Annotated in this window: 21 protein-coding genes; 9 read left to right on the forward strand and 12 right to left on the reverse strand. The window is 73.3% G+C overall.

Annotation, left to right across the window (positions count from 1 at the left end; translation table 11 throughout):
• Positions 1-73 precede the first annotated feature (73 nt).
• A complete protein-coding gene (locus BMW85_RS39410) occupies positions 74-1,222 on the forward strand; it encodes a TIGR03118 family protein (protein WP_091092075.1) in 1,149 nt (382 codons plus the stop codon).
• A gap of 153 nt (positions 1,223-1,375) precedes the next feature.
• Here BMW85_RS39410 and BMW85_RS39415 read toward each other — a convergent pair whose 3' ends face one another.
• Positions 1,376-1,963: an HAD family hydrolase gene (locus BMW85_RS39415; protein WP_218156142.1), complete on the reverse strand. Its 588-nt coding sequence runs from the start codon at positions 1,961-1,963 to the stop codon at positions 1,376-1,378.
• A gap of 108 nt (positions 1,964-2,071) precedes the next feature.
• On the opposite strand from BMW85_RS39415, the gene BMW85_RS39420 reads away from it, so the two are divergent.
• Entirely contained in the window at positions 2,072-2,890 is an 819-nt protein-coding gene (locus tag BMW85_RS39420) for a DUF4253 domain-containing protein (RefSeq protein WP_091092079.1), read from the forward strand.
• Positions 2,891-2,927: 37 nt separating this feature from the next.
• Here BMW85_RS39420 and BMW85_RS39425 read toward each other — a convergent pair whose 3' ends face one another.
• On the reverse strand, positions 2,928-3,761 hold the full coding sequence (locus BMW85_RS39425) for an SAM-dependent methyltransferase (protein ID WP_245775325.1): 834 nt from the start codon (positions 3,759-3,761) through the stop codon (positions 2,928-2,930).
• A gap of 155 nt (positions 3,762-3,916) precedes the next feature.
• Positions 3,917-5,179, reverse strand: coding sequence for a helix-turn-helix domain-containing protein (locus BMW85_RS39430; RefSeq protein WP_091092081.1), 1,263 nt, complete (start codon positions 5,177-5,179; stop codon positions 3,917-3,919).
• Positions 5,180-5,469: 290 nt separating this feature from the next.
• On the opposite strand from BMW85_RS39430, the gene BMW85_RS39435 reads away from it, so the two are divergent.
• The 5 genes from BMW85_RS39435 (at position 5,470) to BMW85_RS39450 (ending at position 10,816) form a co-directional block, all read left to right on the forward strand.
• Entirely contained in the window at positions 5,470-6,162 is a 693-nt protein-coding gene (locus tag BMW85_RS39435) for a hypothetical protein (protein ID WP_091092082.1), read from the forward strand.
• Between the two features lie 401 nt (positions 6,163-6,563).
• Positions 6,564-6,899, forward strand: a complete 336-nt coding sequence (locus BMW85_RS48900) for a hypothetical protein (protein ID WP_143082566.1) — start codon at positions 6,564-6,566, stop codon at positions 6,897-6,899.
• Positions 6,900-7,104: 205 nt separating this feature from the next.
• Positions 7,105-7,923: a maleate cis-trans isomerase family protein gene (locus tag BMW85_RS39440; RefSeq protein ID WP_143082567.1), complete on the forward strand. Its 819-nt coding sequence runs from the start codon at positions 7,105-7,107 to the stop codon at positions 7,921-7,923.
• On the forward strand, positions 7,920-9,086 hold the full coding sequence (locus tag BMW85_RS39445) for an FAD-dependent oxidoreductase (protein WP_091092086.1): 1,167 nt from the start codon (positions 7,920-7,922) through the stop codon (positions 9,084-9,086). Before BMW85_RS39440 ends, BMW85_RS39445 begins: the two co-directional genes overlap by 4 nt.
• A gap of 17 nt (positions 9,087-9,103) precedes the next feature.
• Positions 9,104-10,816 (forward strand): RNA polymerase sigma factor, encoded by a 1,713-nt coding sequence (locus tag BMW85_RS39450; RefSeq protein ID WP_091092088.1) that lies wholly within the window; start codon positions 9,104-9,106, stop codon positions 10,814-10,816.
• Between the two features lie 17 nt (positions 10,817-10,833).
• On the opposite strand, the gene BMW85_RS39455 is transcribed toward BMW85_RS39450, so the two are convergent.
• Positions 10,834-12,765, reverse strand: coding sequence for a Xaa-Pro dipeptidyl-peptidase (locus BMW85_RS39455; protein ID WP_091092089.1), 1,932 nt, complete (start codon positions 12,763-12,765; stop codon positions 10,834-10,836).
• Between the two features lie 151 nt (positions 12,766-12,916).
• Here BMW85_RS39455 and BMW85_RS39460 point away from each other — a divergent pair, with 151 nt between their 5' ends.
• On the forward strand, positions 12,917-13,576 hold the full coding sequence (locus BMW85_RS39460; RefSeq protein WP_091092091.1) for a FadR/GntR family transcriptional regulator: 660 nt from the start codon (positions 12,917-12,919) through the stop codon (positions 13,574-13,576).
• A gap of 21 nt (positions 13,577-13,597) precedes the next feature.
• On the opposite strand, the gene BMW85_RS39465 is transcribed toward BMW85_RS39460, so the two are convergent.
• Entirely contained in the window at positions 13,598-14,323 is a 726-nt protein-coding gene (locus BMW85_RS39465) for a hypothetical protein (protein WP_091092093.1), read from the reverse strand.
• A gap of 125 nt (positions 14,324-14,448) precedes the next feature.
• Here BMW85_RS39465 and BMW85_RS39470 point away from each other — a divergent pair, with 125 nt between their 5' ends.
• Positions 14,449-14,694 (forward strand): hypothetical protein, encoded by a 246-nt coding sequence (locus tag BMW85_RS39470; RefSeq protein WP_091092095.1) that lies wholly within the window; start codon positions 14,449-14,451, stop codon positions 14,692-14,694.
• A gap of 10 nt (positions 14,695-14,704) precedes the next feature.
• On the opposite strand, the gene BMW85_RS39475 is transcribed toward BMW85_RS39470, so the two are convergent.
• From BMW85_RS39475 to BMW85_RS39505, 7 genes are all read right to left on the reverse strand, one after another.
• Entirely contained in the window at positions 14,705-15,355 is a 651-nt protein-coding gene (locus BMW85_RS39475) for a class I SAM-dependent methyltransferase (protein ID WP_091092097.1), read from the reverse strand.
• Between the two features lie 14 nt (positions 15,356-15,369).
• Positions 15,370-15,651: a metal-sensitive transcriptional regulator gene (locus tag BMW85_RS39480; RefSeq protein ID WP_091092098.1), complete on the reverse strand. Its 282-nt coding sequence runs from the start codon at positions 15,649-15,651 to the stop codon at positions 15,370-15,372.
• Between the two features lie 73 nt (positions 15,652-15,724).
• The gene (locus tag BMW85_RS39485) at positions 15,725-16,279 is read right to left on the reverse strand and encodes a YybH family protein (RefSeq protein ID WP_143082568.1); all 555 of its coding nucleotides are present in this window, start codon (positions 16,277-16,279) and stop codon (positions 15,725-15,727) included.
• Between the two features lie 331 nt (positions 16,280-16,610).
• Positions 16,611-16,943 (reverse strand): nitrite reductase small subunit NirD, encoded by a 333-nt coding sequence (gene nirD, locus BMW85_RS39490; RefSeq protein WP_091092101.1) that lies wholly within the window; start codon positions 16,941-16,943, stop codon positions 16,611-16,613.
• Positions 16,940-19,369: a nitrite reductase large subunit NirB gene (gene nirB / locus BMW85_RS39495; protein WP_091092103.1), complete on the reverse strand. Its 2,430-nt coding sequence runs from the start codon at positions 19,367-19,369 to the stop codon at positions 16,940-16,942. Before nirB ends, nirD begins: the two co-directional genes overlap by 4 nt.
• Positions 19,366-20,760: an FAD-dependent oxidoreductase gene (locus BMW85_RS39500; RefSeq protein WP_091092105.1), complete on the reverse strand. Its 1,395-nt coding sequence runs from the start codon at positions 20,758-20,760 to the stop codon at positions 19,366-19,368. The genes nirB and BMW85_RS39500 overlap by 4 nt, the downstream gene beginning before the upstream one ends.
• Positions 20,757-22,727 carry a molybdopterin oxidoreductase family protein gene (locus BMW85_RS39505; protein ID WP_245775339.1) on the reverse strand — a complete coding sequence of 657 codons (1,971 nt, stop codon included), beginning with the start codon at positions 22,725-22,727 and terminating at the stop codon, positions 20,757-20,759. Before BMW85_RS39505 ends, BMW85_RS39500 begins: the two co-directional genes overlap by 4 nt.
• Positions 22,728-22,734 lie beyond the last annotated feature (7 nt).

The raw sequence follows: 22,734 nt of genomic DNA on the forward strand, positions 1-22,734 counted from the left end.
CCATGACGGAACCTGAACCTGCCTTCGCCCGTCCACGTACCTCCCGTCACAAGCGCTAACTAGGAGGCAACGGATGCGGCCACGCATCATCACACTCTGCGCTGTTGCGGTCGTCTTGGGAGCGACTCTCACCACTCCCGCACACGCCACCACCAGGACTCGTTTCGACGTCACCAACCTTGTGTCGGACGTCCAGGGCAAAGCCCCGGTCACCGACGCCAAGGTCGTCAACCCGTGGGGCCTGGCCATGGGCAAGACACTGTGGGTCTCCAACACGGGCACCGGCACCGCCACGGTCTACTCCGGCACCGGCAAGAAGGAGCAGACCGAGGTGTGGATCCCCGGCGGAGCACCCACCGGCCAGGTCTTCAACCCCGGCAGCGGCTTCACCGTCAAGGGCAAGCCCGCCACGTTCATCTTCTCCAGCCCGAGCGGCGCCATCACCGGCTGGAACGCCGAGGTGGACCCGAAGAACGCCGTCATCGCCGCGTTCACCCGGGGCGCCGACTACAAGGGGCTGGAGCTCGTCCAGACCGAGGACGACGCCTTCCTGCTGGCCGCCGACTTCGCCGGTGGCCGCGTCCACGCCTTCGACCAGGACTTCCAGCGCATCAACCTGTCGCGCTGGCAGTTCAGGGACCCGGGGGTGCCGAGCAACTACCACGCCTACAACGTGGCGGTGGCCAACGGCAACATCTGGGTGTCGTACGCGCTGCGCGACCCGTCCACCGGCAAGCCGGTCTTCGGCAACGGCAAGGGCTTCGTGAGCCGGTTCAACGCCTCCGGCCGCGTCACCGGCCGCATCTCCCGCGTCGGGCTCAACGCCCCCTGGGGCATCACCGCGGCGCCCAAGGGCTGGGGCCAGTACGCCGGCGCCCTGCTCGTCGGCAACTTCGGCGACGGCACCGTGCACGCCTACAAGCGCAGCCGTCACCTCGGCGCGCTGACCACGGCGAACGGCCGGCCGATCGTGCTGCCGGGCCTGTGGGACCTGGAGCCGGGCACCGCGGCCACCGGCGGCGAGCGTTCCCTGTGGTTCTCCGCGGGCATCGACGGCACCAAGCACGGCCTGATCGGCGTCATCACCCCGCAGGGCGTGAAGCCGACCTCCACCGGCGCGGCGGCCAACCCGTCCGCCTCCCCGAGGCACCCTTCGGGGCACAAGACGAGCGCCCCAGCCACCACCTCGCCGTCCTCCCAGAACCCGTACGGCGGGTATTAGGCCGGCGCTCTCGCGCCGCCGTCCCCGGCGGGCTGCTCGCCCGGCGAGGAGCGCAGCTCGCCGAGACAGCGAGCCGGGGACGGCGGTCCCGCAGGCGTTTCCGGCGCGGCCGGCGCGAGCCGCGCCGGAAACAACCCCTTCAGGACCCAGAGGTCAGAACGCGCCGGCGAGCACGGCCGCCAGGTCGGCCGCCGTCCGGAAGTGCACCCCGGTCATGCCGAGGGCCCGGGCGGCCTCGACGTTCGGCAGCCGGTCGTCGACGAACAGGCACCGCTCCGGCGGCACGCCGGCCCGCTCGGCGGCGATCTCGTAGATGCGCGGGTCGGGCTTGGCCACCCGCACCCGGTGGCTGCTGACCAGGTCGTCGGCGAAGTGACGCAGGCCCAGCCGGTCGAGATGCTCCTCCACGGTGTCCATGGCGTTGGTCACGAGGATCACCGGGACGTGCCGCTGAGCGCTCGCCAGCAGCGCCCTGACCTCCTCGTCGACGAAGAACGGCACCTCCAGGAACTCGGCGACCGCCTGCCTGGCCGCCTCTCCCCCGCCGAGCGCGGCGACGACGGACTCCGCCCATTCGCTCTCGGTGGCGAGTCCCAGCGTGGGCGGCCCGATCAGGGCGGGATCGAAGGCCGTCTTCCGCAGCGGCAGGCCGTAACGGGCCTCGATCTCGGCCTGGACGCCGTGGTCGAACTGGCGCAGCACTCCGTCAAGGTCCGACAGGACCGCATCAAACCGGATCACAGTGCTCATTGTCGCAGCTCGCGCCTTTTCCCGTACCACCGGAAGGCCCCTGAGCGATCGTCGGCACTACCATCTCCGAGACAGGATTCGGTATCGGAACGGTAGGGCATGAACGATCACCGGCTGCCAAAGGAGCTGTGCCGGCTGTTCCCCGACGGCGGCAGGGGGCGCAGCCTCGGCGCGTCGCTGCCTCCGGGCGAGCTGGTCTGGCCCGATCCCGGTTACACGGGGCAGGGCCGGGCGGTGACGCCCGCGTTCTGGATGAGCTCCGACCCGGTCGCCGGCGAGGACTGGGCGCTCATGCGCGCCTGGCATCCGCACAGCGGGCTGTGGCCGCTGCTGCTGGACGAGTCCGCGCAGCCGTGGGCGGTGGGGCAGGTCGTCCCCGACGATCCCCGCCAGATCGACCACTTCACCCCCGAGGGCTTCATGACGGAGGTGTGGCAGGAGTGGGTGGCGCAGATGCCGGCGGACGCGATGGAGGAGCTGGAGCCGTACGGCGCGATCTGCCCGGGCCCGGCGCCGCCGGGCGAGCTGAGGGCCGATCCTGAGGCGGTCGCCGACTGGTACGCGGACCGGCTGGCCGCGCGCGGCCTGCCGCTCGGCCTGGTCGCCGCGGGACGCGGGGCGGACGCGCTGGCCGTGATGGGCTGGCAGGGGGCGCTGCACCACAACGAGTGGATGGTGCCGATGGCGGCGGTCGTGCGGAGCTGGGAGGAGCGGTTCGGGGCGCGGGTGGTGAGCGTGGGCTTCAACACGCTCGAACTGAGCGTGGCCGCCCCGCCGGTGGACCCGGAGCACGCGCTGCACGTGGCGGCCGAGCACTGGACGTTCTGCCCGGACAACGTCGTGCAGGGCCCCGGCGACCTGCGGGGGTACGCCGAGCAGATCATCGGCGGGCACGCGTGGTCGTTCTGGTGGGACTGAGCCCATGTCAACTGAGCCCGCGTCAACTGAGCCCGCGTCACGGGACGCGGGCCACCGCGCCGTAGGTGCCCGACGCGCTCGGGTCGTCCAGGCCGCCGGCGTCGTGACCGTCGGGCCGCCACTCCGGGACCCACACCAGCCCCGGATCGACCAGCTCCAGGCCGTCCAGCAGCGCCGCCACCTCCTCCCTGGCGCGGATCGCGTGACCGGGCAGCGTCATCGCCAGCAGGTCGTGGATGGCGGGCAGCAGCTCGGGCGGCACCGCGTCGAACGTGGTCTGCAGCAGCGACAGGAAGCTGCCCTCCGGCACCGCCTGGCGGACGCGCTTGATCACGTAGTGGAAGTACTCCTCGTCGTTCAGGCTGTGGGTCGACAGCAGCAGCACCGCCACGGGCCGGTCCCAGTCGAGGAAGGTGCGCATGACGTGGTCGTCGAGGACCTCGTCGATGTCGCGTACGTCGCCCTCCACGACGCGGACCAGATCGGTGACGGGCTCGATGGTCGCCCGTGCCCCGGCCAGCACCATGGGGTCGTTCTCCACGTAGACGACCCTGGGCCGGCCGCCCGGGAGCGCCTCGCGGGCCACGTCGTGCAACTGCCGGCCGGCGGGCAGCCCGGAGGGAACACCGCTGCCGACGATGACGAATTGTTCGACGCGCTCGGCGGCCAGCCAGCGCACCACTCGGCGCACATGGTGGAGCACCGCCCGCGCGGCTTTCGTGGTGATCGGAGCCGCGATGTCATAACGCCGCATCGCATCCCGGTCGGCCACGAAGTTGTTCTTTCCACCCGCGGCCGCGTCGAGGATGCGGGTGGCACTGGCCTGGGTCATCTCCAGCTTCGCCAGGTTTCGGATGGCACGCTGACGCATTGAGTGTTGCCCCTTTCCCCTCGCCCACAATCTCGGGAAAAGTTGTCCTTTCGGACCCCACTCGATGACCCAGAACCTATGATCCCCGCCGGGTGAGAGAAAACAACACGAAATGCCATTAGTTTTGGGTATATCTGGCTAACCGCCGAGAACGATCACTTTCCGAGCGAACGCGAAAGCCTTTCGCAATGGGCGCTCAGCAGCTCGACGGTCTCCTCGCGGGTGGTCGTCGTCACCGACAGCTTGGTGAACGCCTGGTGGTAGGCCTCCACCGCGCCGTTGTCGGTGAGCAGCTCGTCGCGCTCGATGCCGTGCGCGCAGGCGATGTCGGATTCGTACGCCTCCGCGAAGCGCCAGAGCGTGAAGGGGCCGGTGCGCGGCACGTACGCCGGGTCGTCCATCGGCACCACGTGCAGCGAGACGTTGGGCCGCTTGGCCTGGTCCATCAGCGTCTCCAGCTGGCGCAGCTGGATGTGCCTGCCGACGATCGAGCGCAGCAGCACGCTCTCGTCGATGATCGCCCACAGCACGACGCCGCTCTCCCGGTTGAGCGCCTCCTGGCGGGCCGTCACCAGGGCGAGCGCCTCCTCGACCGTCGGCTGGCCGAGCGTGGCCGGGCCCATCACGGTGATCGCGGCCCGGGCGTAGTCCTCGGTCTGCAGCAGCGGCGGCACGAACTGGGTGTGGAAGGTGCGGATCAGCGTGGCCCGCTGCTCCAGCGCGTAGGTGGTGGCCAGCCAGACCGGGATGGAGTGCGCGTCGTACCAGGCGGCCTCGCGCTCGCCGCGGGCCAGCGACAGGACGTACTCGCGGATCGGCGGCGAGCCGACGCCGAAGAGGGTGAGCAGCCGCTCGACGGTGATCGGCGGCGGCGCGAGCCGGCCCTCCTCGATGGCGGGGATCGGCGCCGCGCCCTTGCCGAGCGCGGTCTCGACCTGCTCGACCGTGAGGTCGGCGGCCAGCCGCAGCCCGTGCAGCCGGCGGCCGAGCGCGCGGCGCTGCGGGCCGCTCAGCGGGGCGGCGGCCTCGGGGATGCCGTCGGCGGGCTCGGGCCCGGGCTCGTCGGGCAGGCCCTCGGCCCTGCGCGCGAGGTCGACCACGCCGCGCAGCACGCTCAGCGACGCCTCGGACAGGCCCGAGGCGGACAGGCCGAGCGTCGCGGCGCGCACCTGGAGGTCCTCCACCGCGCCGGACTCCAGGTGGTCGTCGCCGACCAGCCAGCCCACGCTCACCTGGAGGCAGGAGGCCAGCGCCCGCAGCACCTGGAGCGTCGGGTTGGTCTGTTTGCCCGTGCGGAGCTGGCTGACGTAGGCGCGGGTGATGGGGATGCCCGCCTCCGTCAGCGTGGAGGCGACCTGCGCGCCCGTGAATCCGCGCTTGGTCAGCGCGAGATCGAGCCGCTCGGCGAAGTTCGCCACGGCACACCTCCTACTGCCCGTGAACTTTTCCAGCGTAAGGGACGCGGGGCCCGGTGTCCCCCGCCATGCGGGCTAGCTCTGCCCCGCGGGTGGGAACCAACTTATGCGGAAACTGTCAGTTGACATAGCCCCCTTCCAAAGCAGACTATCGGAGCACGTTGATAAGTGAGGCTTAACGGCCGGAAGATTCTGGAGAGAGTTCCCCGACGAGGAGGTGGCCGGAGGTGACCATGGAAGTCTCGGGCGGTTCCTGGTTCCAAGAGGATTCGGTCCCTTCCCCGCAGGAGCGCGTGGTACACCGCATCTGCGGCCGCGTCGCCGGGGTGGACGTGCACGTCGCCGATCTGCCACTGGGCGGCGTACAGGTCTGGCTGGACGACGCCGGCGACCGCTGGCGGCACTACCACCGGATGGCCCGCGAGCTGCGGCTGGCCGGCTGGCACACGGAGACCGGGCCCGACCGGCTGCTGCTGCTCGGCTGGAGCTCGGTGTGCCTCAGCCACCGCGCGAGGATGCTGGGCGCGGCGCTGTCGGGACGGCTCGCCGACTTCGACCGTACGGCGTTCACCGCCGTCATGGCCGCCACCCGGCTGCTGCACGACGGCTTCCCCGCCCAGGACCTCGCCGCCGAGGTGGAGGCGCGCTGCCGCCACCTGCTGCGCTGGCCCGAGCGGCTGGCCGACCTCGACGGCCTCGAACGTACGTCGTCGCTGGAGCCCATGCGGCTCCGCCTGGCCCAGGTGGCCGGGCTGGAGGCCAAGGTGGGCCGGCGCTGCGGCGAGCACCTGGCGCTCGCGGCCAAGGTCGCGCGGATGGTCGCCGGCGGCGCGATGCCGGCCGCCGCCCGCGCGGGCGGAACGCGGTCCCGGCACGCCGGCCGGACGGCCGAGCGGGCCGGCCTGGGCCAGCGGGCCGGGCTGACCGAGCGCATGGTCTGCGTCAGCGTGCCGAACCGGGCCTTGAGCGCGGTGACCTCGCGATGACGACCGCTTCACTCCACACGTACGCGCCGCCGCCCGGGAGCGGGCGCCGGCCGGTCACGACCGGCCGGCCCGGCCCGCTCGTCCCCCCAAGGGGACCGGCGGCGCGCCTGGCGCTGGCCCCGGCGCTGTCCTGCCTTCCCGGCACCGTGCGGCACGTGCCCGACAAAGTCGGCGCGGTGCTGTTGGCCAGCGCGGTAGCGGCTGGCGTGCTGGCCAACCCGGAGGACAGCGCCTGGGGTCGGCTTGGTCCGCGTTCGCCGGGGTGCGGGGTCTCGCCCCGCCCCCGGCGGCGCGCGGCCCCGACGACAGATCACTTCACCGAAATGCTGATGACCACTAGGGACGGGATCATCTCTGGCGGGGGTCCCGTCCCGTGCGGAGGCCGCGCGAGGCGCGTCTCCGTGTCCGAGGCCATCGGCATGGGGGCGATGCCGGGCAGTGCGATCGGCGTGACGGGCGCCGCTGTGCTGATCGGCCGGCCGTTCGGGAACGGTCCGGTGCCCAAGCGTTCCTCCGTGCTGGTGGCCGTCCTGATGGCCGCCGTTCCGCTCGACTCCGCGGCGCTGGTGCGGGTCGCCGCTGCGTCGGGCCATGAGACCGCACGTCGATCTCACCATCGATCTCAACGTCGATCTCAGCGCGCGGCAGGTGGAGGGCCGGCGATGCCGAGCCGGCCCTCCGCCCACTCCGTGCGCGACCGGTTTCATCGGGTCACCAGCCCAGCCATGCACCGATAGACAGGAGCGGACATGCTCACGGACGAGACGCGCAGGTCACGACCACACGAGGTTCGCCCGGCCCGGCCAGGGCCGCCGCACGACGAACCCGGCGCCGAGACGGAAGCACGCGGCGCGCACCGGCTGCGCAGAATTCGCAAGGTGCCCGCCCAGACGCCGACCGACGCCCGTGCGCACTGATCCCGCCGCTCCCGAGGAGACCTCGATGCGCACTCGTTCGGTGGTGAGCCGCGGCAGGGTGGGCGTGATCGTGGCGCCCGCGAACCCGTCGGCGGAGCCGGAGCTGACCCGCCTGCTCGGGTCACGGGCCGACATGCACGTGGCCCGCTTCCCCGTACGGCGCGGGCTGCCCCTGGCCGAGCGCCTGGAGAGCTACAACGACGAGCTCCCCCTCATGGTGTACGCCTTCGACGGCCTGCCGCTCAACGCCATGGTCATGGCCTGCAGCGAGCCCCGCTACCTGCTCGGCCCCGACGAGGACCGCGAGCAGTGCGCGAGGCTGAGCGCGGCGGCCGGCGCGCCGTTCGCCTCGTCCACCCTCGCCACGCGCGAGGCGCTGGCGCACGTCGGGGTGAGCGACATCGTGCTGGTGTCGCCGTACCAGCCGTGGCTGACGGAGCTCGCCGAGCGCTTCTGGAAGACCGCCGGGCTGACGGTCACCCAGACGGTGCAGGTGCGCGCCAAGACCGGCTACTCCTCGTACGCGGTCACCCCCTCCGAGCTGATCAGCCAGGTCGAGCTGGCCGACGTGCCCGAGGACGCGGTGCTGCTGTTCACCGGCACCGGCCTGCCCACGCTGCCCGTGCTCGGCCCGCTGAGCACCGGCAACGACCGGCTGCTGCTCACCTCGAACCTCTGCACGGCCTGGTGGGCGCTGTCACGGGCCACCGGCCAGCACGTGACGCTGAGCCGCGTCCCCCACCGCAGCCGCGTCCCCGCGCAGGGAGGTCACGTCCCGGCGCAGGCAGGCCCCGTGCCGCCGCAGGGGAGCCCGGTCCCCGCGCAGGGGAGGCGCCCGGCATGAACGGCGTCATCGTGGTGGGCGCGGGCCCCGCGGGACTGACCGCGGCGCTCTCGCTGGCCAGGGCGGCGATCCCGGTCACCGTGCTGGAGAGCGGGAACGAGCCGCCACGCCAGCCGCGCGCCTGCACCTTCCACCCGGCCACGCTCGACCTGCTCGACGGGCTGGGCGTGGCGGCGCCGCTGGTCGCCGGGGGGCGGGTCGTGGACCGGGTCCAGTGGCGCGACCGGCTCGGCACCGTGCTCGCCGAGATGGGCATGAACCGGCTGGACGGGCTGACCCGGCACCCGTTCCGCGTCCACGCCGACCAGAACGCGCTCACGCCGCTGCTGCTGCGGGCGCTCGCCGTCTACGGCGACGCCGACGTACGCTTCGGCGCCCGCGTGGACGGCGTGGCCGAGGGCGGTACGGGCATCCGGGTCCGCGTGGGCCACACCTGGACGCGGGCCCGCTACCTCATCGCGGCCGACGGCGCGCAGAGCACCGTACGGGCCGCGCTGGGGCTGCCGTTCCCCCGGTCGGGGCACATCGCGCAGGCGCTGCGGGTCTTCACCGACTCGCCGCTGGACCGGCTGCTGCCGAGCCTCGCGCCGCTCACGTACGTGCGCGACGTCCAGCACTCGTGCACCCTGTTCGGGCTCTCCGACCACTGGCGGATCATCTTCAAGATCCCCGTGGACGGGCACGAGCCGCTGTCCCAGGGGAACCTGTCGATGCTGGTGCGCCGGGCGCTGCCGGGCGCGGGCGGGCCGATCCGGGTGGCCGGCGCGGACCGGTTCGGCCTGTCGCGGGGGGTGCTGCCCTCGTACCGGTGCGGGCGGGTGCTGTTCGTCGGCGACGCGGCGCACCTGACCTCGACAGTCGGCGGGCTCAACATGAACGCCGGCATCCACGACGCCGCAGAGGCCGCCCAGGTGATCGCCGCCGTGCTGCGCGGCCGTGCCCGGCCGGCCGCGCTGGAGGCGTGGGCGTGGCGGCGGCGCTCGGTGCTGATGCAGCGGGTGCTGCCGCGCGGCGAGACCCGGCTGGTGGGCGTGCGCGAGCACGACAGCGCCCGGCTGGCCGCGGCCATGGACGGGTTGCGGGCGATCGCCGGCGACCCCGACGCGACCCGGGCGTACCTGGCCCAGGCGTCCCTGCTCGACAACGTGCCGGGACGAACGTGACGAGGAGGTGACGCCGGATGTGGCGGACGCTGTCCGACGACGCGCGGCAGGCCATCCGTGACCTGTGCGACCAGCACGGGGCGCGCCTGTACGACTACTGCCGCACCGAGCTGGCCGAGGACGACGCCGAGCAGGCGGTCGCCGGCACGCTGCTGACGGCTCACCTGTACGCCGAGCGCGTGGGCGACCCGGCCCTGAGCCGGCCCTGGCTGTACGCGCTGGCCCGCGCCCACCGCGCCGTCGTCGCCAAACCGGCCAGCATCGGCTCCTGGTCCCGCCCCGGCCGCATGTCGGAGCTGCTGCCCGAGGCCCTGCTGTCGCTGGAACGGCCGCAGCGCGAGCTGCTCGACCTGTCCGTACGGCACGGCCTGGCCGACGCCGAGCTGGCCACGATCTTCGAGCTGGACGCGGCCGAGGTGCGCGCGATCGTCACCCGGGCCGCGGCCGGCCTGGAGGAGTGGTTCGCCGCGATCCTCGCCGCGCGCGGCCCCGACGGCTGCCCCGACCTGACCGCGCGGGTGTCGGCGTGGGTGGCCGCGCCCGGCCGCCGGGCCAGGGCGAGGCTCGGCCGCCACATCCAGTCCTGCGCGACCTGCCGGGCCGCGCCCAGGACCGTGACGGCGGCGGCGCTGCTGCGCCGCCTGCCGATCGCCACCGTGCCCGGCACCCTCGCTGACCGGCTGGCGTCCGCGCAGCCGCTGCCCGGAGAGGGTCCCCTCTGGCGGGCGGACGGCTTCCCCGTGCAGGCGCGCACACTGGTGGAGACCGGTTCCGCGGAGACTGGCCGCTGGGCCGGCGCTCCACCGGTCGCCGACGCCACGCCGTCCGTCCCCGTCGCCGACCCCACGACGGCGACGCAGGGAAAGCCCTGGTCGGCGGCGGGCGCGGCCGCCGCCGACCAGGAGCTCCCCGCCGCGCCCGCGGCGCGCGGGCGGCATCCGTTCGCGCCGCAGAGCCGGACCAAGGCCTTCCGCGGGGGCGCTTACACCGACAAGCTCGTCTACAGCACCACGCTCAAGGGCGAGAGCAACGGCCACGCCAGGTCCCCCGACGCGATCATCCGCTACGGCGGCATCACGATGAGCGGCGAGCCGGACGGCGCGGGCAAGCAGTGGCAGGACTACTGGAAGGAGCCGCCGCCGGACGACCCGGAGGCGGGCGCGCCGATCCGCGCGGTGTCCCGGCTGGCGCTCGTCCTCGGCGTGGGCCTGCTGGCGGCCGGCCTGGTGTGGGCGCTGCTGAACGCCCGCGACCACCCGGCCGTGGTCACCAAGGCGGCGGCGCAGACGAACGTGCTGCTGGAGCGGCCGTCGAAGTGGGTGGCCGAGGTCACCGCGCCCACGGCACAACCGGTCCCGGCCGGGCGTTCCGGGCTGAGCAGCGTGCCGAGGACGGCGGAGCTGCCCCGGCCGGCGCCGCCGGTGGCGCGGCTGACGCCGGCGTCGATCTCGCTGGGCGCGGCCCGCGCCGGGTCGTTCACGCTGGCGTGCACGGGCCGCTGCACGATCACCTCGGTCAGCGCCACGTCCGGTCTGTCGGTCTCCGGGCGCGACTTCCGGGTACGCGAGCAGGCCGCCGACTGCGGCGACCGGAACCGCACCGGCCGGATCCTGGTCCGCTGGACCGGGACGGCCACCGGCGACGGCGTACGCACCGGCGGCACGAGCACCGCGCGGGGCACGCTGGCCCTCGCCGTGAGCTGGACCACCGACCGGGGCCCCTGCGAGTAGGGCCCCGGCGGGCGGGTCTAGAAGAAGGTGAACCCTTCCTCGGGCTGCGGCAGCTCGACCCGGTCAGGTCCGCGGAACCTGGCCGTGTCCTGCGGCACGTCCGCGAGCGGCGTCCCGAGCACGAACGGCACGGCGACGGAGCTCCGCGACAGGTCGACGGTGACGGTGGCGCCGGTCCCTCTCTCCCCCGTGTAGGTGGAGTCGGTGCCGGCGATCACCAGGCCGATCCTGTGGCCCTTCCTGAAGGTGTAGTCCTGGGGCAGCGTCAGCCACTTGACGGTGCCGTACGTGCCGACCGGCAGCGGCTTCGCCTGGCTGAGCGAGTCACGGTTCTGCACGTCGATCCAGCCGCGGGCGACGATCTCCAGCGGGCGGGTGGCGACGTTCGTGACGACCTTGCGGTAGCAGCCGTCGTCGGCCGCGGTGCTCTCGCCCCAGCAGTCCTCCTCGGTGAGCGTGGTGATGCCCTGGCCGCGCCGCCAGTCGACGCGGGCGCTCTCGCCGAAGTCGACGAGCAGGGCGGTCAGGTTGGCGGTCGGCTTGTCCAGCTTGACCCGCAGGTCGGCGGTGGGCGTGCCGGACAGGCGCAGGTCCAGCGGGAGCGCGCCGGTCGTGAACGCGACCCGTCCTGGACGGGCGGTGCCGACGTCGGCCACCATGTCGTTCTCGCTCATGGCGACGTCGGTGAAGGTCGCGGTGCTGTTCCTGGCGGCCGGGCGCAGGCCGAGCGAGCCGTCGGCCGCGGGCCGCAGCGACGCCTTGAGCGCGAGCGGCGCGGGCCAGTCCCGCTGCGTGATCCACTGGGCCGGGCCGATCTCCACGTCGGCGCGGGGCTCCTGCGCGATGCCGTTGCGCACGCCGTGCAGATAGTGGTCGAACCAGCGGTGCAGGGTGTCCACCCAGAGCCCGCGCCGGCCCTCGAAGTCGAACGGGTCCACGTGCTGCGTCTGGCCGACCCAGATCTTGCGCGGCACGCCCCGGTCGGCGAGCGCCTTCCACCAGGTGGAGAAGTTGTCCGGCCGGACGTTGAGGTCGTTGACCGTGTGCACGGCGAACACGCTGGCCCGGACCTTCGAGGCGTCGCCGAGCAGGCCCTTGATGTAGTCGCGTTCGGCCCAGAAGGCGTTGTAGTCGCCGGTGTCGTCGCCGTCCTCGGCGTCCATCCGGTCGCGGACCGCCTGGCACTTGGCCTCGGGGTCGGTGTCGACGTAGTTGGCCAGCCAGGAGGCGTAGTCGTAGTTGTAGATCACGCCGTTCGAGCGCTGGTACTTGTACCAGGAGCTGATGGCCGAGATCGGCACGATCGTCTTCAGCCCGGCCACGCCGGTGGCGGCGACGGCGTTGGCCAGCGTGCCGTCGTACGACTTGCCGATCATGGCGGCGCTGCCGGTGGTCCAGTCGGCGACGGCGGGGCTGCCGTCGGCCCTGGTGGCCTTGGCGCGGCCGTTCAGCCAGTCGATGACGGCCTTGCCGCCCAGCACGTCGGCCTTGCCGCCGACGTCGGGGCAGCCGTCGGACTTGGTGGTGCCGAGCATGTCGACGTTGAGCACGGCGTAGCCGCGGGGGACGAAGTAGTTGTCGTAGAAGAGCGGGAACTTCACGACGTTGCCCGCCGCGTCGTAGACCTTGCGCTCGCCTTCGTTGCCTCGGCCGGAGTTGTCGTAGTAGGGGCTCTCGTCGATGATCACCGGCACCTTGAGGCCGGGGCCGGACTCCTTGGGGCGGATGATGTCCACGCGTACCTTGTCGAGCGCGCCGTCGGCGTCGCTGTCGACGGGGGACTCGACGTACACGTGCTCGCGGACGGCGTCGGCGTAGGAGAAGACGGGTTGGGTGCGGCCGTTCTCGACGGTTATGGCGGGGGTGGCTGCGCTAGCGGGGAGCGCCGTGACGGTCGTGGTCGCCAGGGTGACAGCGACGGCCACGAGGGCGGGGCGTAAGGATGACACGCATGGCCTCCAATGGGGCATCCGGGACGAATCGCAATCTCTCAGACAGCCGGTGACGGTGACAAGATCTGACTCGCGGATGTCGGCGCCGGATGCGTGGCGGGCGCAGCGCTTAGGGTGAGAGTCCCACCCGAAGGAGAAGAGGGGGCACATGCGCAACGTCGCGCGGACCTCGCTCGTCGACGCGGCGATCGACGAGCTCCGCCGGGAGATCGCCGGCGGCACCTGGCCGGTCGGGACGAAGATCCCTTCCGAGAGTCAGCTCGCCCAGAGCCTCGGCATGAGCCGCCTGTCCGTGCGCGAGGCGGTGCGCGTCCTCGCCCACGCCGGGCTCCTGCACACGCGGCAGGGCGACGGCACCTACGTCACCGCGACCGACGAGTCCAGGGTCGCGCTGCGCCGCCGCCTCGACACTGCCGCCGCCATGGACATCATCGACGTACGCCGCGGCCTCGACCTCGTGGCCGCCCGCCTGGCCGCCGGCCGCCGCACCGACGAGGACCTGCTCGCGCTGCGCGAGATCCTCGCCCGCAGGGCCGACGCCGCCCGGGACGGCGACCTCGACGGCTTCGCGGACGCCGACGTCGAGTTCCACGTACGGGTGGCCGACTCCGCGCACAACGCGCTCCTCGCCGACCTCTACCGCGGCATGAGCGACGCGCTGCGCGACAGCGTCCGCGACCAGGAGGAGGCGGCGCTGACGCCGGACACCTCGCACGAGGAGCTGCTGGGCGCGATCGAGGACGGCGACCCGGGACGCGCGGTCGCCGTCTCGATCGCCATCCTCGACCAGCAGGCCCGCGACCTCTGACCACCCTCGCCCCGTAGGGGGTCAGCCGGAGATGACGATGGTCTCGGCGGAGGGGTCGCGTGGCGGCGGCTCCTCGTCGTCCGCCGACCGCCGCCTGACCAGCCACCACCCCCCGGCCGCGAGCGCCGCTCCCCCGGCCGCCGCGAGCGGGAGCGTCCACGCCGGCACCCCGGCGGCCCCCGCCACCCGGGACGAAGTGACCGAAGGGGGCGGAGCGGACGGCGGGAGTGGGTCGGACGGCGGCGCAGGTGGCGCGGACGCCGCCGTGGCCCGCGCGACCGGCGCCGGCTCCGCGGGCAGGTCGGGGAAGCCCGGTGGCCGCACCGCGCCCCAGTAGTCCACCCCCTGCGCCACGAACCCGTCGATCGACTCCTTCCGCACCGGCTCGGCCTTCAGCCCGCCGGGCACGGACACCGTCCCGGCCTGATGAGGCATGAACATCCCCTGCAGCCCCTCGATCTTCCAGTCGCCCGCCGGCAGCACCACGGAGGCGGCGTAGTGCCCGGCCTCCGGCAGCGGCGTGCCGGGGAAGGTGAGGCTCTCGCCGTCGGGACGGGTGAAGCGCAGCCCGACCGGCGACAGCTCGCCCTCGTACGGGTGGGTGCCGTGCTGCAGCACCCAGAACCCCAGCGTGTACGACGTCCCCGCCACGAACCGGTCCGGCGCCGGGTCCAGGGACGTCTCAGCCCACGCCCCGCTCGTGCCGCCGAGCCAGCCGGCGACCAGCAGAGCCAGAATCCATTTCATGTGCGAGATACACCGCCCACCGGGCGAAGGTTCCCGAACAATCGACATTTCCCGATAGGAGGCGCGTCTTTCCCGTGCGTGACGCGCACAATAAAGGCAGGGCGAGGAGCGAGGAGGCTGCCGCCGTGTCCGCCGCCGGACGCCAGAACCTCGACGCGATGCTGGACGTGCTCGTCTACGAGAACGTGCTGGTGGCGTGGCGGCGCGCGCCGCTGGGCGGCTACCTCATCGTCTCCCACGAGGGCGAGGAGATCAGGCTGACCGCGCAGCAGGCGGACATGTGGTCGCGGGGCGCGTTCGCCGTCTATCTGGCGCTGGTCGACGCCCGCCGGATCAGCCCGCGCATCCCCGGCGACGGCGCGCGCCAGTAGCCGGCGCGGATCAGGGGTTGCGCGCCCGTCCCAGGATGTGGGTCAGCGTCGGCGACGACGGCAGCGGCTTGAAGGGGAAGCGCTCGCACTCCTCGACGACGAGCCCGCTGTCGCGCAGGGCGCGGGCGGTGTCGCGGTTGGGCCGGCAGTCGCCGGTCACCAGCCGCCACAGCGGCGTGACGGCGTGCTGGAGCAGGCTCACCGCGGGGCGGGCCGAGCGTACGTGCTCGAAGAAGCGCACCTCGCCGCCGGGCCGGAGCACGCGGCGCACCTCGGCCAGTGCGGCCCGCTGGTCCGGCACCGAGCACAGCACCAGCGACAGCACCACCGCGTCGTAGCCGCCGTCGGCGACCGGCAGCGCCCCGCCGTGGCCGGCCACCACCCGTACGGGCACCTTGGCGGCCGACGCCGCCCGCTCGGCGTACGTGCGCAGCACGTCGTCCGGCTCGACGGCGACGACCTCGCGCACCTCGGCCGGGTAGTGCGCGAAGTTCAGTCCGTTGCCCGCGCCGACCTCCACGACCCGCCCGGACAGGCCGGCCAGCAGGCGCTCGCGCAGCTCGCCGGTGGCGTGGGTCTCCGCCTCGGCGCTGAGCCTGGCGTAGGCGCGGGCGAAGCGCGGATGCTGGAACCGCGACAGGTCCTGTGGCAGATCACCCATGGTCCCACCGTAGGTCAGGACCGGACGAGGCGCGCGATCGCGTCCGAAGCCTCCTTGACCTTCGCCTCGGCCTCGGCCCCGCCCTTGCGGGTGGCCTCGGCCACGCAGTGCGCCAGGTGCTCCTCCAGGAGGGACAGCGCGAACGACCGCAGCGCGCTGGTCGTGGCCGAGACCTGCGTGAGGACGTCGATGCAGTACTTGTCGTCCTCGACCATGCGCTGGAGCCCGCGCGCCTGTCCCTCGATGCGGCGCAGCCGCCGCAGGTGCTCCTGCTTGCTGTCGGTGTATCCGGGCATCACGGTCGTCCTTCCGCTCGCTACACCGACCGCAACGCCATACCCCCCTACCGTATTCCGGAGCCCGCTCCGGTCAGGACGCCTTGTTGGTCATGAGGTCCGTGATCTTCCACTGGCCGCTCTGGTCGGCCAGCAGGAACAGCTCGCGGTAGGCGTCGCCGCCCTGCTTGCTGCGCGCGCGGACCACCGCGTACTGCGGGCCGAGGTCGCGCGAGTCCTCGATGGTGTGCGTGGCCTTGGACATGTCCTTGTTCTTGAGCTGCTCCTGGAAGAGGCTGCGGATCGCGCTCCCGCCGGTCGCCGTGGCCTTGCCGGCCAGGGCGACCACCGCGTCGTCGGAGAAGGAGCTGGTGACCTTGTCCACGTTGCCGGATTTGATCGCGTCGAAGAAGCCCTGGACGGCCGAGCGCGCCTGGGCTGCGCCGGCGGTGCCGGTGGGCGAGCCCGTGGGCGTTCCGGACTCCATGCCGGTGCCGGTCTCCTCCGGCGACATCATGCCGGTGGGCGAGGCGGGGCTCGCCTCGCCCTTCATGGCCTGTGAGTCGGTGCTCGCGGCGCAGCCCGCCACCAGCAAGGTGGGGACGACGGCGGCCAACAGGAGTGCTCTGCGGTGAGAAATCTTGCTCATGGCCGCTTTGATGCCCCGGCGGTCGATCAACGAATGCGCGGTTTAGGCACTTCCGACGGGTTCTTTACTCGGTCCGGTATTACTCGCCGGAATGACCCGATATGCCGAGACCGTTCAGAGCTTCGATCGTTGCCGGGGCGAGACCAGCGAAGCGGGAGCCCCCGATACCGTCCCTCCAGTGCCGCGAACCCAGGCGAATCCGGACCCCCTTCCGCAACGCGAGGACGCCGAGCGTTGCGACAGCTCCGAGACGGGGCGCCGCTGCGTCCTGCCCGCGGGCCACCGCAGCCCACACGTCTACCCGCCGGCCGAGGAGCCTCTGCGCTGACGGCTACGTACGCACCTCCACCTCCACCGCCGCACCGGCCAGCCGCACCCCGTGGACCGGCACGCGCACGCCCCGCTCGTCCAGGCAGCGGCCGGTGGCCAGCGAGAACACCTGCTTGTGCAGCGGCGAGGCCACCGTCGGCTCGCCCTTCCTCGTGCCGACGATGCCGCGCGAGAGCACGTACGCCCCGCTGAACGGGTCGAGGTTGTCCAGCGCGTGCAGCCCGCCGTCCCAGGTGCGGAACAGCGCGACCTGCCGGCCCGCCACCAGCACGCACACGCCACGCTCCGGCAGCAGGTCGTCGTAGCCGCACACCGGCATCCACGCGGCGCTCATCGGGCCATCACCGGCTTGATCTGGCCGCGCTCGCGCTCGAACACGATCGACGGGTCGGGGACGCCCGGCGCGTTGACGAAGCTGACGAACCGCCGCAGCTTGTCCGGGTCGTCGAGGGTGGCCGACCACTCGTCGGCGTACGTGGCCACGTGGTGCGCCATCTGCGCGTCGAGATCGGCGCAGATGCCCAGCGAATCTTCCATGATCACCTCACGCAGGTGGTCGAGGCCGCCCTCCAGCGACTCCAGCCACGCGGCGGTGCGCTGGAGGCGGTCGGCGGTGCGGACGTAGTACATCAGGAACCGGTCGATGGTCCTGACGAGCTCCTCGGTGGACAGGTCGGAGGCCAGCAGGTCGGCGTGGCGGGGCTGGAAGCCGCCATTGCCCGCGACGTACAGGTTCCAGCCCTTCTCGGTGGCGATGACGCCGAAGTCCTTCGAGCGGGCCTCGGCGCACTCGCGCGCGCAGCCCGAGACCGCGGACTTCAGCTTGTGCGGCGAGCGCAGGCCCCGGTAGCGCAGCTCCAGCTCGATCGCCAGGCCCACCGAGTCCTGCACCCCGTAACGGCACCAGGTGGAGCCGACGCACGACTTCACCGTCCGCAGCGCCTTGCCGTAGGCGTGGCCGGACTCGAACCCGGCGTCCACGAGCCGCCGCCAGATCAGCGGAAGCTGCTCGACGCGGGCCCCGAACAGGTCGATGCGCTGACCGCCGGTGATCTTCGTGTAGAGGCCGAAGTCGCGGGCCACCTCGCCGATCACGATCAGCTTCTCGGGCGTGATCTCGCCGCCGGGGATGCGCGGCACGACCGAGTACGTGCCGTTCTTCTGGATGTTGGCGAGAAAGGCGTCGTTGGTGTCCTGGAGCGCGGCCCGCTCGCCCTCCAGCACGTGCCCGTTGTGCAGCGAGGCCAGGATGGAGGCCACGGCCGGCTTGCAGACGTCACAGCCCCGCCCCTGCCCGTGCTCGGCGATGAGCTGCGAGAACGTGGTGATCCCGCGGACCCGTACGATGTCGAACAGCTCGGCCCGCGAGTGCCCGAAGTGCTCGCACAGCGCCTTGCCGACCTCGACGCCCGACCGCTCCAGCAGCCGCTTCAGCATCGGCACGCACGAGCCGCACGTGGTGCCCGCGCGGGTGCACGCCTTCAGCCCCGCCACGTCGGTGACGCCCTGGTCGGCGACGGCGGCGCGGATGTCGTCCGCGCACACGTTGTTGCACGAGCAGACGAGCGCGTCCCCGGGCAGGTCCAGGCTCGCCCCCGCGCCGCTGAAGAGCAGGTCGGACGGCGGCGCGGGCAGCTCCTTGCCCACGAAGGGCCGCAGCGAGGCGTACGGCGAGGCGTCGCCCACGCAGATGCCACCGAGCAGCGTCCGCGCGTCGTCGCTGACGAACAGCTTCTTGTAGACGCCGGCCACCGGGTCCATGTAGGTGACGTCCAGCGCCCCCGTCATGGCCCCGAACTGGGCGACCTCGACGCCGAGCAGCTTGAGCCTGGTCGACAGGTCCGCGCCGGTGAACGTCGCCGAGCCGCCCGTGATCCGGTCGGCGGCGACCTCCGCCATCGTGTTGCACGGCCCGGCCAGGCCGTAGATCATGCCGCCGGCCAGCGCGCACTCGCCGATCGCGTAGATCGACGGGTCGGAGGTGCGCATCCCGGGATCGACGACGACGCCGCCCCGCTCGCCCACCTCCAGCCCGGCGGCGCGGGCCAGCTCGTCGCGCGGCCTGATGCCCGCGGAGAACACCACGACCTGCGCCTCCAGCAGCCTCCCGTCCGGCGTGCGCAGCCCGGCGACCCGGCCCGCGCCGTCCACGACGACCTCCCGTACGCCCGAGCCCGCGTGCACGCCGAGCCCCAGGCCCTCGATGTGCCGCCGGAGCACCGCGCCGCCGCCCTCGTCCACCTGCCGCGGCATCAGCCACGGGCTCATCTCGACGATGTGCGTCTTCAGCCCGAGCGCCCGCAGCGCGTCGGCCGCCTCCAGCCCGAGCAGGCCGCCGCCGACCACGACGCCCTCGGCCGCGTCCTTGGCGGCGGTCCTGATGGCGTCCAGGTCCTCGATCGTGCGGTAGACGTGGGCGTGCTCCGCCCCCGGCACCGGCGGCACGAACGGCGCCGAGCCGGTGGCCAGCACCAGCACGTCGTACGGCAGCGCGCCCCCGTCGGCGGTGAACACTTGCCGCGCCTGCCTGTCGATGCCGGTGACGCGGGTGCCCAGCCGGGTGAGCGTGCCCTCGGGCACGTCGTAGGCGAGGTCCTCGGCGCTGGTGCCGGACAGGTACGAGGTCAGCCGCACCCGGTCGTACGCCGGCCGCGGCTCCTCCCCGATCACCGTGACGCGCCCGCCGAAGCCCTTGTCCCTGAGGCTTTCGACGAGCCGATGGGCGGCCGGCCCGTACCCGACCACGACGAGCTCCTTCATACGGCGATCCCTTCCTGCTCGCACAGCCAGCCGACGATGCCTTCCACGGCGTCGCGGCAGGTTCCGCATCCGGTGGTGGCGCGGGTGGCGGCGGCCACCCCGGCCAGGTCGCGCGCCCCCGCCTCCCAGCACGCCCTGATCTGGCCCTTGGTCACGTTGTTGCACTGGCAGACCCTGGCGGCGTCCGGCATGAGCGTCGGGCTGTCGGCCACGGGCGCCGCCGACAGCCCGGGGAACAGCAGCCCCGCCCGGTCGCCCGGCACCGGCCCGCCGCGGTCGAAGAGCTGGGTGAGCGTGCCGACGGCGTCGCTCTCGCCCAGCAGGATCGCGCCGACCAGGCGGCCGTCGCGGATGACGAGCTTGCGGTAGGTGCCGCGGGCCCGGTGGCTGAACCTGACGACCTCGGCGTGCTCCTCGGTGAGGTGGGTCTCGCCCATGGCGGCCAGTTCGACGCTGCGCGCCTTCAGCCGGGTCACCAGGCGGGAGCCGCGGTAGAGCGCCTTGCCGCCGGTGATGACGTCGGCGGCGACGGCGGCCTGCTCCCAGGCGGGGGCGACCAGGCCGTAGACGGTGCCGTCGTGCTCGGCGCACTCCCCGATCGCGAAGATCGACGGGTCGTCGGTACGCAGCTCGTCGTCCACGACGACGCCCCTGCGCACCTCCAGCCCGGCCTCGGCGGCGAGGCCCGTGACCGGGCGCACCCCGCAGGCCAGCACCACGAGCCCGGCCTCGACCAGCTCGCCCCCGGCCAGCCGGACGCCGTCCTCCAGCACCGCCTCGGCGGAAACGCCGGTACGGGTCCGCACGCCGAGCCCGGCCAGCGTCTCGCCCAGCACCTCGCCGGCCTCGACGTCGAGCTGACGCTCCATGAGGTGCCCGGCGAGGTGCAGCAGCGTGACCGGCAGTCCGCGCCCGGCCAGGCCGCGGGCCGCCTCGACGCCGAGCAGCCCGCCGCCGACGACCACGGCCCGGCCGGCGTGCTCGGCCGCGGCGAGGATGCGGGCGCAGTCGTCCAGGGTGCGGAACGGCACGGCCCGCTCCACGCCGGGGATCGGCGGCACGACGGCGTCGCTGCCGGTGGCCAGCACCAGCAGGTCGTACGGCTCGCGCCGGCCGCTCGCGGTGACGACGTGCCTGGTCTCCCTGTCGAGGTGGGCGACGGCGTCGCCGAAGACGGCCTCGACGTCGTGGGCGGCGTACCAGGAGGCGTCGAGCAGCCGCACCTGGTCGGGGCGGGAGCCGCCGGCCAGCACGTCGGACAGCAGCACCCGGTTGTAGGGCCGGCACGTCTCCGCACCGAACACGGTGATCCTGATGCGGGGGTCGCGGGCGCGCACCTCGCTGACGAGCCGCGACCCGGCCATCCCGTTGCCCACGACGACGAGCCTCATGAGTCCCTCTCCACCCTGACCGCGCAGACCTTGAACTCCGGCATCCTCGACGTCGGGTCGAGCGCCGGGTTGGTGAGCCGGTTGGCGCCCTCCCAGTGGAAGGGCATGAACACGGTGTCGCGCCTGATCGTGTCGCTGATCCTGGCGACGGCCCTGGCCTCGCCCCGCCTGCTGGTGAGCCGCACCACGTCCCCGGCGGCGATCTCCAGCCGCTCGGCGAGGTCGGGGTGCAGCTCGACGAAGGGTTCAGGGGCGGCCTGGACGAGCGGCGCGATCCTGCGCGTCTGCGCGCCGCTCTGGTAGTGGGCCAGCACCCGGCCGGTGGTCAGGTGGACCGGGTAGTCCTCGTCCGGCTCCTCGGCCGGCGGCCGGTGCCGGACCGGCACGAACATGGCCAGGCCGTCCGGGTGCGCGAAACGGTCGAGGAAGGGGCGCGGGGTGCCCGGGTGCCCCGGCTCGGGGCAGGGCCAGAAGACGCCCTTCTCCTCGGCGATGCGCTCGTAGGTGATGCCGGAGTAGTCGGCGGGCCCGCCCCTGCCGGCCCGGCGCAGCTCGTCGAACACCTCGGCGGGCTCGGTGGCGAACCGGTGCCCGAGCCGCGCGGCGAGGCCCGCGATGACCTCCAGGTCGCTGCGCACGCCGTCCGGCGGGGCGACGGCCCGGTTGCGCAGCAGCACGCGCCCTTCGAGGTTGGTCATGGTGCCGGACTCCTCGGCCCACTGCGTCACCGGGAACACCACGTCGGCCCGGGCGGCGGTCTCCGACAGGACGAAGTCGCAGGCGACCAGCAGGTCCAGGGCGGCGATCCGGGCGGCGACGTGCTCGGCGGCCGGGGCCGAGACCAGCGGGTTGGAGCCGAACACCAGCAGCGCCCTGGGCCCGCCGGGGCCGCCGAGGGCGTCCAGCAGCTCGTACGCCGACCGCCCCGCCCCCGGCAGCGACTCCGGCGGCACGCCCCACACCCCGGCCACGTGCGCCCGCGCCGCCGGGTCGTCGATCCTGCGGTAGCCGGGGAGCTGGTCGGCCTTCTGCCCGTGCTCCCGGCCGCCCTGGCCGTTGCCCTGCCCGGTGACGCACCCGTAGCCGGAGCCCGCGCGGCCGGGCAGGCCGAGCGCGAGGGCGAGGTTGACGAAGGCGGTGACCGTGTCGGTGCCCTTGGCCTGCTGCTCGACGCCGCGGCCGGTCAGCACGTACGCGTTGGCCGCGGCGGCGAGTGCCCGCACCGCCTGCCGCATCCGGTGGACGGGCACGCCGGTGATCCGCTCCACCCGCTCCGGCCACCACTCCGCCAGCGAGGTCCGTACGTCCGCGAAGCCGGTGGTGCGGGCGGCCACGTACTGCTCGTCCACCAGGTTCTCGGCGACGACGAGGTGCAGCAGGCCGAGGGCGAGCGCCAGGTCGGTGCCGGGGGCGGGCTGCAGGTGCAGCCAGGCGAGCCGGGCGGTCGGGCTGCGGCGCGGGTCGACGACGATCAGGCGCGGCCCCTCCAGGTGGCGGACGAGCGGCGGCATGGTCTCGGCCACGTTGCCGCCGGCCAGCAGGACGACGTCGGCCGCGGCCAGGTCGGTGACAGGGAACGGCATCCCCCTGTCCATGCCGAACGCCCTGATCGAGGCGGCGGCGGCCGAGGACATGCAGAACCGGCCGTTGTAGTCGATCTGGCTGGTGCCGAGCGCCACCCGGGCGAACTTGCCCAGCATGTACGCCTTCTCGTTGGTGAGGCCGCCCCCGCCGAACACGGCCACGGCGTCGGGGCCGTGCTCGGCGCGGATCACGGCCAGCCGCCCGGCGACGTGGTCGAGCGCCACGTCCCACTCCACCGGCTCGCCGTGCAGGAGGGGTGTGGTCAGCCGCTCGCCGCTGGTGAGCAGCTCACCGGCCGTCCAGCCCTTCTGGCAGAGGGCGCCCGAGGCGTTGGCGGGGATGTCGGTCCTGGGCCGGACGGCCAGCTCCGGGCCGATCTCCATCCCGCAC

It is taken from the genome of Nonomuraea wenchangensis (genome assembly GCF_900111685.1).
GTDB lineage: Bacteria > Actinomycetota > Actinomycetes > Streptosporangiales > Streptosporangiaceae > Nonomuraea > Nonomuraea wenchangensis.